General features: G+C 40.7%; 14 protein-coding genes. 4 read left to right on the forward strand and 10 right to left on the reverse strand.

Annotated elements, in window-relative coordinates; genetic code table 11:
* The first annotated feature begins 11 nt into the window (after nucleotides 1-11).
* The 3 genes from E0D95_RS03220 to E0D95_RS03230 are packed head-to-tail and all read left to right on the forward strand — an operon-like array spanning nucleotide 12 to nucleotide 1,000.
* A complete protein-coding gene (locus E0D95_RS03220; RefSeq protein ID WP_130802525.1) occupies nucleotides 12-362 on the forward strand; it encodes a hypothetical protein in 351 nt (116 codons plus the stop codon).
* A 13-nt stretch (nucleotides 363-375) separates the two neighbouring features.
* Nucleotides 376-657, forward strand: coding sequence for a hypothetical protein (locus E0D95_RS03225; protein WP_130802526.1), 282 nt, complete (start codon nucleotides 376-378; stop codon nucleotides 655-657).
* A 31-nt stretch (nucleotides 658-688) separates the two neighbouring features.
* Nucleotides 689-1,000, forward strand: a complete 312-nt coding sequence (locus E0D95_RS03230) for a TusE/DsrC/DsvC family sulfur relay protein (RefSeq protein ID WP_130802527.1) — start codon at nucleotides 689-691, stop codon at nucleotides 998-1,000.
* Between the two features lie 15 nt (nucleotides 1,001-1,015).
* On the opposite strand, the gene E0D95_RS03235 is transcribed toward E0D95_RS03230, so the two are convergent.
* Nucleotides 1,016-1,885, reverse strand: a complete 870-nt coding sequence (locus tag E0D95_RS03235) for a DMT family transporter (RefSeq protein WP_130802528.1) — start codon at nucleotides 1,883-1,885, stop codon at nucleotides 1,016-1,018.
* Between the two features lie 129 nt (nucleotides 1,886-2,014).
* Between E0D95_RS03235 and E0D95_RS03240 the strand changes: the two genes are divergently transcribed.
* The gene (locus E0D95_RS03240; RefSeq protein ID WP_130804825.1) at nucleotides 2,015-3,409 is read left to right on the forward strand and encodes an aminotransferase-like domain-containing protein; all 1,395 of its coding nucleotides are present in this window, start codon (nucleotides 2,015-2,017) and stop codon (nucleotides 3,407-3,409) included.
* Between the two features lie 17 nt (nucleotides 3,410-3,426).
* Here E0D95_RS03240 and E0D95_RS03245 read toward each other — a convergent pair whose 3' ends face one another.
* From E0D95_RS03245 to E0D95_RS03285, 9 genes are all read right to left on the reverse strand, one after another.
* Complete coding sequence (locus tag E0D95_RS03245; RefSeq protein ID WP_130802529.1) at nucleotides 3,427-3,912, reverse strand: winged helix-turn-helix transcriptional regulator; 486 nt, start codon at nucleotides 3,910-3,912, stop codon at nucleotides 3,427-3,429.
* 95 nt (nucleotides 3,913-4,007) lie between these two features.
* Complete coding sequence (gene modA, locus E0D95_RS03250; protein ID WP_228258825.1) at nucleotides 4,008-4,736, reverse strand: molybdate ABC transporter substrate-binding protein; 729 nt, start codon at nucleotides 4,734-4,736, stop codon at nucleotides 4,008-4,010.
* A gap of 80 nt (nucleotides 4,737-4,816) precedes the next feature.
* A complete protein-coding gene (locus tag E0D95_RS03255; RefSeq protein ID WP_130802531.1) occupies nucleotides 4,817-6,040 on the reverse strand; it encodes a molybdopterin molybdotransferase MoeA in 1,224 nt (407 codons plus the stop codon).
* A complete protein-coding gene (gene moaCB, locus E0D95_RS03260) occupies nucleotides 6,040-6,963 on the reverse strand; it encodes a bifunctional molybdenum cofactor biosynthesis protein MoaC/MoaB (RefSeq protein WP_130802532.1) in 924 nt (307 codons plus the stop codon). The genes E0D95_RS03255 and moaCB overlap by 1 nt, the downstream gene beginning before the upstream one ends.
* A 21-nt stretch (nucleotides 6,964-6,984) precedes the next feature.
* Nucleotides 6,985-7,476: a molybdenum cofactor biosynthesis protein MoaE gene (locus E0D95_RS03265; RefSeq protein WP_130802533.1), complete on the reverse strand. Its 492-nt coding sequence runs from the start codon at nucleotides 7,474-7,476 to the stop codon at nucleotides 6,985-6,987.
* 1 nt (nucleotide 7,477) lies between these two features.
* On the reverse strand, nucleotides 7,478-7,729 hold the full coding sequence (locus E0D95_RS03270) for a MoaD/ThiS family protein (RefSeq protein ID WP_130802534.1): 252 nt from the start codon (nucleotides 7,727-7,729) through the stop codon (nucleotides 7,478-7,480).
* 2 nt (nucleotides 7,730-7,731) lie between these two features.
* A complete protein-coding gene (gene moaA, locus E0D95_RS03275) occupies nucleotides 7,732-8,760 on the reverse strand; it encodes a GTP 3',8-cyclase MoaA (RefSeq protein ID WP_171478527.1) in 1,029 nt (342 codons plus the stop codon).
* Between the two features lie 160 nt (nucleotides 8,761-8,920).
* Nucleotides 8,921-9,529, reverse strand: a complete 609-nt coding sequence (mobA, locus tag E0D95_RS03280; protein WP_130802536.1) for a molybdenum cofactor guanylyltransferase — start codon at nucleotides 9,527-9,529, stop codon at nucleotides 8,921-8,923.
* A complete protein-coding gene (locus E0D95_RS03285; RefSeq protein WP_130802537.1) occupies nucleotides 9,526-12,324 on the reverse strand; it encodes a nitrate reductase in 2,799 nt (932 codons plus the stop codon). Before E0D95_RS03285 ends, mobA begins: the two co-directional genes overlap by 4 nt.
* Nucleotides 12,325-12,355 lie beyond the last annotated feature (31 nt).

Genomic DNA, 12,355 nt, shown 5'->3' on the forward strand with positions numbered 1-12,355 from the left:
AGGTAAATTGTGTGAAAACTGTACTCGTCATTTTAACCCAGTCCAATTTAAGTAGTTTGCAGGTGAATGAAAGCCTTTCCGCAACGATGGTACTTGCAACTTTTGGCACTCAAATTAAGGTGCTATTACAAGATGCTGCCTTAAGTTTGTTAAATTCAGACGTCCTATTTGATGGACTGAAACAAGCTTTCAAGCCAGCTTCTAATATGTTAGACAGTTTTGAATTTTATGATTTAACCCCAATTCTGGTTGAATCCAGATTTCAGGATCATGCTTTTGTTCGTGATTCAAATCAAGAGATTGAATTTATTCAATTTGATGCCGAGTTTATTCAATCTTTTAATCATGTATTGTATTGGTAAGGATAAACTGAAAATGAAAGAGACCTTGTATCTGGTTCAGTCATCATCTGCTGCCACCCTACATGTTTTAAATAAACTTAAGCAAATTTATACCCGACAGGACCATGTCGTATTTTTAGGAGAATCTTTGGCGGTTTTGACTGCTGCGGATTTAGCAGTATTTGCTTCTGCATATTGCATAGATTTTGAACACGTGTTGCTCAATCCAGATTTAACTTCTCAAATGAAAACTTTAAACTACGCACAATTTGCAGATTTAATTTTGCAATTTGAGCGTTGTATTTCTCTTAAATAATTTAAATTTTTAATATTGCTTAGGCTATTTTATGCAGTTAGAACTCGATCAAGATGGTCATTTGGTGGATTATTCAATCTGGAATGAACAAGTGGCTCAGCAGTTGGCTCAGTCTCTGGATTTAGAACTGAGCGCATGGCACTATGAAATCTTGGCTGCTGTACGTCAGTTCTATCAACAATTTGGGCATTCCCCAGCCACACGCCCTCTCATTAAATTTTTAATGAAAACAGTCAGTTCCGACATTGACAATGCCCTGCTCCAGCAAAGATTTAATACAGGTTTAGTGGCTCGTCATTTAAGTCGTTTAGCGGGAATTCCTAAACCTGCAAATTGTCTATAGGCTGCTTTCTGGTTTTTATGCAAAGCGCTTTGCACAAGCGACGCAAAAAATAATACCTATTGTAACGACTAACATGAGTGAAGTAATGGGTTCGTGTAGAAGCACAGCCGCTAGTCCCAACCCCATCAAAGGTTGTAATAATTGTAATTGTCCAACTGTGGCGATTCCACCCTGCGCTAAGCCTTGATACCAGAAGAAAAAACCAATTAACATACTAAATAGCGAAACATACATTAGCGCAAAGAAGCCTGAAATAGACAGCTCAATATTGTCCTGCTTGGCATAACTTATGTACGTTAAAAGCAGCATCGCGGGCAATGAAATTACTAAGGCCCAGCATATCACCTGCCAGCCGCCTAATTTCCTAGAAAGTTTCGCGCCTTCTGCATACCCCAGACCACAGACAATAATCGCTGCAAGCATATATAAAGTTCCCCAGAGATTTGCAGCATCTGGCGTGGCTTCCAAGCCGATATATAGTACGACTAATGCACTGCCAGTAAGTGCAAATAACCAAAACATCATTCTTGGTCGCTCACCACCGCGTAAAACAGCAAATACGGCGGTACTTAAAGGCAATAAACCCACAAACACAATTGAGTAAGCAGCATGAACATATTGCAAAGCCAATGCAGTAAAAAGTGGAAATCCGATCACCACACCGATTGCCACATAAATGAGTGAATATTGATCTTGTCTGCTCGGTCGTTTGACCTTGAAATATTTTAGCAATAGTAGCGCAATAACAGCCGCAATCGTAGCCCGAAGTCCAGTGACCAGCCATGGATTTAAATCCATGACGACAATGCGTGTAGCAGGTAAAGACCCTGAAAATATCAATACTCCCATAAAACCATAGAGCCACGCTAAAACCTGTGAATTCATTTCTTTTATCCTGATATGACTTATTGTTTTTATAAAGGCATGCTATGTTATGAACCACACACAATCCAATACAATTTTAAATAACTGTATTGGTACATTTAAAAGTACAGTACAGGTTGATTCATGCATATGACCAAAATCGAACGTGTTATCTCACATATAAATGGTCAAATCAGAAGTCGTCATTTACAACCCGGCATGCGTCTGAGTTCAGTCAGAGCATTGGCAAAAGAATTGAATTTTTCGATATCAACTGTAGTTGAAGCTTACGAAAGAATGGCATCCATGGGAATTATTGAATCACGTGTGGGTTCTGGTTTTTTTGTTAGTACACCGCTTGAACCGCTTATGTTGTCTCATGTTAATAGCAACCGAGATAAAGAGCTTGATCCCTTACATATTTCCAGACAACTTCTTGAGGCTGCACCGAACTTAATCAAACCGGGTTGCGGCTGGTTACCAGATGAATGGATGCCACATGAAAGTTTACGCAAAGCAATTCGTGACGCATCCAAAATTGCAACTTTTGAACTAATGAACTATTCCTCTCCATTAGGTTTATTAAATTTACGTGAACTGCTGGCACGCCGATTATATACAAGAGGTATAGAAGTTAATGCTGAACAGGTGTTATTAACCGATTCAGGATCATATGCACTTGATCTCATTTGTCGTTTTTTATTAAAACCTGATGATGTTGTTTTAGTCGATGATCCTTGTTATTTCAATTTTCAGGCTTTACTAAAAGTACATCAAGTCAAGGCAGTGGGAATTCCGTTTACAGCTTACGGCCCTGATATACAGGCATTTAAACACGCTATTCATGAGTTTCAACCCAGACTTTACATTACTAATTCGGGCATTCATAACCCTACAGGGGCAACGGTATCACATGCTGTTGCTCATCAACTGCTTAGTTTGATTGAACAGTCCCAAATGATTGTGGTGGAAGATGATATTTTTGCAGACTTTGAAAGCACGCCTTCTCCAAGGTTAAGTGCTTTGGATAATCTTCAAAACAGTATATATATTGGTAGCTTTTCCAAAACCCTTTCTGCTTCGGTGCGTTGTGGTTATATTGTGACAAAAAGTGAATGGATTGACCGTTTAATTGATCTAAAAATTTCAACCAGTTTTAGCCATAGCAATTTTTCTGCCCAGATTTTATACAAGGCTTTGACTGATGGGGGGTATCGTAAACATATGGAACAACTCAGATTACGATTGTCTGAGGCCACTCGATATACCATTCAAAAGCTTGAATCTATGGGTATTAAGCCGTGGATTGTGCCGAAAGCAGGTATATTTATATGGTGTGAATTGCCAAAAGATATCGATGTGAAGAAAATGGCAGCTTACTGCGCTGAACATCAAATGATACTTGCATTAGGAAATTCATTTAGCCAATCAGAAAAGTTTAGCCAATATTTAAGATTTAATGTCGCACAATGTATGAATCCAGATGTTTTTAAAGTACTGAAATCTGCACTTGAGGTGGCAAAAGTAAAATCTGAACATTCTTGAAATGACACGTAAGAGATTTATGCTTTCTTATCCTGAGCATATGGCATCGCATCAAAATAGCGAGGGTTCGGTTGAACCATAACCTGTTTCGCCGAAATAGGCTCACCGCATTCTGAACAAATTAAAACAGGTTTAAAAACTTTCCCGCAGCTTTTATGTTGGTATAGCATAGGAGCACCGATACCCTGATCCATCCATTTATCCGCCCAATTTGCCATTGACAGCAAAACAGGATAAAGCTCCAAACCTTTCTCAGTAAGTCGATATTCAAATCGCTCCTGACGGTCCACATACGGGGTTTTAACTAAAATTCCATGATCAACCAAACGTTTTAAGCGTTCTGAAAGTACATGCCGTGTTACACCCAAATTCGCCTGAAAATCGTCAAAACGGCGAATCCCCATAAAACTATTGCGCAAAATCAGCATGGTCCAGCGATCACCGATAATGGATGATGTACGCGCAATCGAACAGGGTTGTTCACCAATATTATCCCATTTCATGACCAATCCTTTATTCTGGGTTATAACAACGCTCTATTACATACCATGATTGATAAGATCACAATATGAAATTGTATGCTTTGTTCAGGCAATGACTATCGACGCTTGTAGGTAAATCCATAATTAAGCCACAAGGCTTTTACCTGAGCATTGTTTAAAAGCAACTTTTCAAACTGATTTGCATCTTTATTATTATCGCCTTGTTTTGTCAAAGTTATATAATAATCAATGGGGTCATGAGTTTTGGCTGGGAAAATGCCCATCATTTTGACTTTTTTACTGGTCAACGCTTGAGTTTGATAACTAATACCGACATCACACTTACCATTTTGTACAGCATCAATGAGTGTCTGATCGTCACTATTTTCCACAATGCGTGAACCTAGATTCGACATCCATCCCAAACTATTTAAACTTTGTTTAGTGAATGAACCTAATGCACTTTTATTGAGATCAGCAGTACATAAATAACCTTTGAATGCCTGAGCAAAGTTAAAATGTCGGCTCGGTCCAAAAGGAATATCCATATTGACTGATGTAATAGCAACCAATTGATTACTCGTTAAATATTTAGGACGATTTTTATTAATTCCATTATTTTGCGCGAGAGTGTGCAAACTTGCTTTATTGGTTGAAATAAAAATATCCGCCCCATAACTTTGTTGCATGTGTTGAGTAAGACTCATCTCTTCTTCAAATACAGCTGTGACTTTACTGCTCGGATATTGCTGCTGGTATAATTTAATGATGTCATTTAAAGCATGATCTACACTGGATTCAGCATAAATTCTGACTTCCCCAGCACATACAAAACTTGTGGTCATACACAAACATGAAAACAAACCCAATTTTTTAAACATGATCGCCCTTTTATTTTAAATCGCTATCTCACTTTTTGATCAGCTTAAATAAATAACCCATGTACAAGCTCACCTGTTTCAATTTTACGTCCCGCAGGAATACGAATCAAACAGTTGCTTTGTATCAGATTACTCAGCATATGCGATTGTTGCTTGGGTAAGGCTCTAACTTCAAGTGTGCTTTCATTAAAAGTTGCAACCATGCGTAAAAAACGTTCACGTGCATCTGGTTTAATCGCATGGGTTATTTTGGCAGTGAACCATGAAGGAATTTGGCGTTTATTTTGCAATGCATCGAGTAAAAGCTTGCCATAGATTTGCATACATACATACACAGCGGCTGGGTTGCCCGGTAAGCCTAGCAAGTAGCAATGATGCTCAAGATTCTGATATGAACCAAAATACAAAGGCTTACCCGGCTTTTGTGCAACTTTCCAGAACATTTGTTTGAAACCTGCTTCAAATGAACATGGACGTACAAAATCATAATCTCCTACAGAGACACCACCTGTCGTAATAATCACGTCATATTCATTTTTTAAACGTTCAAAATGTGCTGTCACATCATGTGCCTGATCTGCGACATGAATGATTTGAGCAGTAATGCCATATTGCTGTAGCCAATTTTCTAATAATGGACCATTTGCATCAAAAATTTGTGATTCACTTAGGCTATTTTGATCCAGTGCAATTTCATCCCCCGTAATAAGAACCGCGACTTTGGGCGGACGATAAACATTTAAAGTTTGAATGCCTGCCATACTCAGCGCAGCTAAACTCCCGATATTCAGAAACTGTCCGACATCGGCCAATAATTGCCCTTGAGCCAATTCCTCACCTGTTCTTCGGATATCGACATTTGCTGCCAAGTGATCGGTAATACAGATTTGATGTTTCGATAACTGCTCTACAATTTCCTGTCGGGCAACTGTCGTGGTGCCTTGCGGTAGTTTACCACCGGTAAAAATACGAACTGCCTGACCATGTTCCAGCACCAACGGGCTTGCACTGCCCGCTCGAATCTCACCAATGAGTTCAAAAGTTTGATGCCTTGCATCACTTTGATCTGAACATAAGGCATATCCATCGACTGCACTCTGATCAAAATGAGGTAAATTAATTGAGGAATAAACCGTACCTGATAGATATCTGCTTAGGCTATTCTTTAAGGGCATGGCCACACTTGGCAACGTTACAGGTGTATTTACAATGCTTTGTATCGCCTCATCGACTGTCATTAAGCCATGCTCATAACCACATGCGGACATTATTCGTAACCTCCAGGATGCGGTAAATCACGGCAGACCTCAAAAATATGAACCAATGCTGGCAAAAGTGCTGCCATGGATTCTGTTGCACCGCCCCGACTACCCGGCAAAGTCAATATCAATGAACGGTCAATAAACCCAGCTACACCACGTGACATTGCCGCATATGGTGTACGACGCTGACCAAATGCACGCGCAGCTTCCATCAAACCATCAAGTTTACGTTCCAGTAAAGGTTCAAGGGTATCTACTGTAATATCCCGTTGACCTATGCCTGTTCCGCCGACCGTAATCACACAGGCATAAGACTGGGCGAATTCAAGCACGACATCTTTGAGTTGATCAGATTCATCAGGCAATACCTGATAATGAATAGGGCTAAAACCTGCTTCTTCAAGCGTATCAACCACTGATTTGCCTGCGGTATCTGGTTTTCTCCCTGAAGCAACACTGTCGGAAAGTACAATCACAGCAGCAGAAACGGCTTGTTTTAAAGTCCGTTTAAAATGAGATTTACCCCCTTTTTTCTTTAATAATTTACACTGATCCAAGACCAAATCTTCAGGTTCACAGTGTGGTTTCAACATGTCGTATAAGGTCAGTCCTGCAATGCTGGCTGCGGTCAAAGCTTCCATTTCGACGCCTGTAGGACCAATGGTTTCGACCGTAGTTAAAATTTCGACAAAGTTTTCGTGCAATTCATAGTCTACTTCAGCACGATAAATAGGCAACGGATGGCAAAGTGGAATCAACTCATCTGTCCGTTTTGCCGCTAAAATGCCTGCGATACGACCTGTTTTTAACGCATCGCCTTTTTCAGTATTTCCCTGACGTAGTAACTCGATACAATGTGGCGGTGCATATAAAATTGCTTGTGCTTCTGCAACACGATAACTTTCAGGTTTCATGCCTACATTTTTCATTGATTATCCTGCTGATCAAAATTAGTGCTGGTGATCGTGTTGATGGTGTCCAATATGTGGTTCACTATGATGATGATCGTGATCTTTACGAATGCAACAGCCCTCTACGAACTGACTGCTTCCATCGGTATAAAACTCTTCCTTCCAAATCGGAACTTCGTGTTTAACTCGCTCTACGGCCTCTTCACAGGCAGCAAAAGCTTCACGGCGGTGAGGCGCATAAGCAACGGCTAAAATAGCGGTGCCGCCAACGTCCAAATAACCGATTCGATGAATCACACGTACATAGGATACGCCATATTTTTCAGTAATTTCCTGTTCGATCTGTCGGATCATTTTTTCTGCAACAGGTGTATAAGCTGTATATTTTAATGCTTGAACACCACGCCCTTGATGATGATTTCTCACCGTGCCCTGAAAAATACCAATTCCTCCGCACTCAGGAAACTGCTGAATTGAATCAAAATGATCCAGATCAAATTCATTCGGCTGTATTCGTTGAAACGCTTTCATTTCAGCCTCCAGCCACAGGCGATAATAGAACTAAAGTACAGTCATGTTTTAAACTCAGCTGACGTGCAATAATATCTTCACCAATGGCACAAGCACATCGCTCCACTGCTTTTTCTGCTTGAGGGAATTGTAGAATAATTTCATCCAGTACATCCTTCACCAGAATGTCAGTTGGACAATCCAGCACCAATTGGGAAGGAAGTTGTCGTTGTATCGCGCCATAGCCTTCAATTTTAATTTGAATCGCAGACATGCTTATCCTCCAATCATGTGCATACTAATTTTTCGGTGTTGCCGATCAATACTGTGAAAACCTTTGGCTTTTCTCCAGATATACGCTGTGGTCTGCTCAGAAAGTCGCTGCTGCAAATGCTGATGAACCTCTTGATCATTTTGCTGAACCAATTGATCTAAAATCGGTTTTAGCTTTAAGCCTTGGGTTGCAAACAAACAATTATAGAGTTCACCTTGCGCAGTCAAACGGATTCGGTCACATTCCCCACAAAATGAATGGGTAATGGTCGAGATAATGCCAACATCATATGTTCCATTTAAACGATATAATCTGGCAGGCTCATGCGCTTGTTTTAATTCCTGAATCTGAAATTGAGTTGCCAAAACATCAAGAATATCCTGTTCAGATACGACATCTGCCTGTGTCCAGTGCTGGTCACCATCCAAAGGCATAAATTCGATAAATCTTAAAGGAACCGACTGTGCTTTTGCCCAATGAACTAAAGCCAAAATCTGACTCTCATTTTTACCTTTTATCAGCACGGTATTGATTTTAAATGGCAGCCCTGCTTGTTTCGCCGCAGCAATGCCTTCAAGTACGGGCTGTATGTTCTTTTGAGTTAATTGAAAAAATTGAGCAGGATCCAAACTATCCAGACTAATATTTAAATCATCCAGCCCAGCACGTTTTAAATCGTGTGCATACTTTGCCAAATAGTGCGCATTGGTGGTCATCGAAATCCGTTTAAGCCCTTTGCTACGTAAGGACTGTAAATCTTGAATAAAATGTACAATACCGTGTCGCATTAAAGGTTCACCACCGGTAATGCGAATATTTTCAATGCCACTTTGCACCATAAAATCACAAAAGTAAAAAAGCGACTCAAAACCAAGCAAGTCTTTTTTATTCATCCATTCAGGATGTTCGGGCATACAATATACACATTTAAAATTACAACGATCCGTTACGGAAATTCTGAGTTTCCGTTTTGTTCGCCCATATTGATCCTGTAGGAGTATCATGGGCAATCTCGAATCAACATCTTGCATGCCTTTGCACTCTTTTGTATTTCCAGTTGAAGTTTGGCACTTTTCAGGTGCAAAACCTATCTATCTTTAAACTATAAATGATCTATGTTTCAAGTCATCTTGCAATGCAGTGACTTGACTATGCTAAATAAGGGTTTTACTGCATTGGATACCCGTTAAGTTAAGCAAGATAACTTAACTGCTTGTATTGTTGAAGCTCATCCAGTGAATTAATACTATGAAAGAATAAATGATGCTTACGAAAATAAGCAGCCTGAGCATGCAAATCCTTCACCACGCCCTTTATACTATACTGCTGTTGGTGCAGATGTTGCTGGAGAATGGAAAATGCTTGTCTTTTCATTAAGCAAAATGGATACAGGGCTTTACCATTGATTGCCACGTATGACATTAAGCTATCAGAATCTCGTAGTAACGCTTCATGCAAAGTGCTCATGACTTTAGCTGGAATGTAGGTCACATCGCAAGGGACAAACAATACATAATCTGCTTTGACATGTGACCATGCGCTTTGCATTCCGATCATCGGGCCTAGAAAACCCGATTGATCATCTTTAAAGCATTTTACACTCGGAACAATTTGCTTATAAATAGTTTCATCACGGTGGCTGTTGACCCAGACTTGATTGACCTGATCGGCAAGTTTCTGATAAATTTTTAAAAGTTGCATCTGGTGGTCAAATGTCTGAAGTAATTTATTTACGCCATTCATGCGCTTTGCTTGTCCACCGGCCAAAATCACCAGATCGGTTTTTGGATATTTATTCATACCTCAGCCTCCTGCTGACATTGTTTAATGAGACCACGAATTTCAGGTAAGCAAGAACCACAGTTACCACCTGCTTTTAAACATGCAGTGACCTGTTTTTCATGTGTGATCTTTTGAGTTTTGATTGTTTCAATAATTTTATTTTTTCCCACTTTAAAGCAACTACAGACTAATGGACCATCATGATTTGCCATGCTCATTGGCATGCCCGCAAGCAATGCTTTTCGATGCAAAGCGCTTAAACGCTCTCGCTTAAATAATTGAGCCACCCAATCCCGATCGGGTAGCATTTCAATTGGAGCGATATACAAACTAGCAATTAGAATGCCATCTTTTAATACAATGTGATGTGACATGTGCATAGAAGCATCATTCAGGCTCATCCATTCATAAGATGCATCTTCAAAAGGCAGAAAAGTTTTAAGATCATGTAAAACTTGCTCTAATTTGTTGCGTCCTGCAATTTCATAACGATGAACCTGCGTCATCTTAAGCGTCGTCCACCACGTGATTTGTTTTAAACCTGCCTGTATCAGATGTTGCATACCGTCACGAATGAACAATACTCCTTGCCATTGTGTATAAAATGGTTCAATCATCACAGGCGTATGTTTAAACTCTGGTTCGCCAGAAATTGCATCGACAACTGGATTAACCACTTTGCCAATACGTGCATCTGACGCAAACTGATCACTCCAATGAATAGGTGCAAATATTTGACCACGGCGTACGCCTTCAGAAAGTTGCACTCTCAAAACACAAGTGCCCCACCGAGATTGTAGTTCAACTAAGCCATGTTCCTTCACGCCATATGTTAAGGCATCCTGCGGATGAATTTCACAATACGGTTCAGCACGATGCGTGGTTAACTGAGCTGAAAGTCCTGTACGTGTCATGGTGTGCCACTGATCACGAATTCGTCCGGTATTTAAAATAAGCGGATATTCTGTAGATGTGGCGTGAACAGGAGCAACAACAGAAGTTGCGACAAACTTTGCTTTTGTAGAGGCGTGACTGTATTGACCTTGAGTAAATAAACGCTCACTTTGCTGAAGATTAAGGTCATTGAGCGGTTTTAAAACAGGCCATTGCACGGGCTGGAGCTGGTCATAATCAGTTTTTGAAATTCCGACCAGACCTGATAAATTAAAATAACGAAATGCTTTTTTCGGATCACACTGGCTAGCTTCTGAATTTTGATAGGCCGATAATGCTGCATGTTCCTGAAAAATTTGATGTGCATTTTCAAAATCAAAGCCTGAAAAACCCATTTTCCTAGCGACTTGACAGATTGCCCACCAATCCGCTTGACTTTGACCGGGCGCACCCAAAAATGCACGTTGTCTGGAAATACGCCGTTCCGAATTGGTGACAGTCCCGTCTTTCTCGCCCCAGCCCAGTGCAGGCAATAAAACATCTGCAAATGCAGTGGTATCAGTATTCTGACAAATATCAGACACCACCACAAAATCACATTTTTCTAGAGCGCGTCTAACTTGATCCGCATCAGGTAAACTGACCACGGGATTGGTCGCCATAATCCAGATCGCTTTGATTTGTCCTGACTCAACCGCCTGAAACAAATCAACAGCCTTTAAACCCGCTTGTGTTGCAATGCGTGGGCTTTGCCAAAAATCTTGCACTATGTTTTGATGTAAAGCTTGATCCAGTTCCAAATGCGCAGCCAACATATTGGCTAAACCACCGACTTCTCGACCGCCCATGGCATTGGGCTGACCCGTCATGGAAAATGGTGCTGCGCCGATTTTTCCGATTTTTCCAGTCAATAAATGACAGTTAATAATGGCATTGGCTTTATTTACGCCTTGAGAGGATTGATTCACTCCCATGGAAAACAAAGTCATGACTTTATCTGTTGCTGCGAATAGCTGATAAAACTGTTGTAACTTTTCCAGAGAGATCCCTGTTTGTTCTGCAACTAAGGTAATGTCCGATTCCGTCTGGCTCGCGACTAAAGCAGCATCCAGATTTTCAGTATGCGCACTGACAAATGCATGATCGTGATGACCTTGCTGGTGTAAATATTGCAATAAACCATTAAACAGCGTCACATCCTGACCCGGTAAAATAGGCAGATGCAAATCCGCTTGTTCACAGGTTGCTGTAAAGCGAGGGTCAATGACAATGACCTTTAAATCTCGCTCAGTTTTAGCTTGCATGATGCGTTGATACAACACGGGATGACACCAAGCGGTATTTGAACCGACTAAAACCACCAAATCCGTATGTTCAAAGTCGGTATAACTGGCAGGTACTAGATCTTCTCCAAAACTACGTTTGTGTGCAGCGACAGCAGATGACATACACAGCCTTGAATTGGTATCAATATTGGCGGTTCCCAGATAACCTTTTACCAACTTATTGACCACATAATAATCTTCTGTCAATAACTGCCCAGACACATAAAAGGCAATACTTTCCCTTCCGTAGCGATCAATACATTGCTGAAATTGTGCTGCAATATGCTCAGTCACATGCTCCCATGTCGTGTTTTGACGTAAATCTCCACGCCCGAGCATAGGCTCAAGTAGTCTGGTGTCTAGTCCGAGGGTATCGGCTAGGTTACTGCCTTTAATACATAAGCGACCATAGTTCGCAGGATGTTCACGATCTCCTGTCACTGTGACCTTTTGACCAGATGCAGTCTGCTGAACTGTGGCTGAAACACCACAACCCACACCACAATAAGGACAGGTGGTTTGAGTGGTTTGAATTAAACCATTCATTGCATCAGCACTGTCGCTTTGGAGTTCCACACAGGGAATGGTGTTCATGAATACTCCTTGATCGCCTATTGACACAGCT

Origin of the sequence: Acinetobacter ihumii, from assembly GCF_900625095.1 — a bacterium.
GTDB lineage: Bacteria > Pseudomonadota > Gammaproteobacteria > Pseudomonadales > Moraxellaceae > Acinetobacter > Acinetobacter ihumii.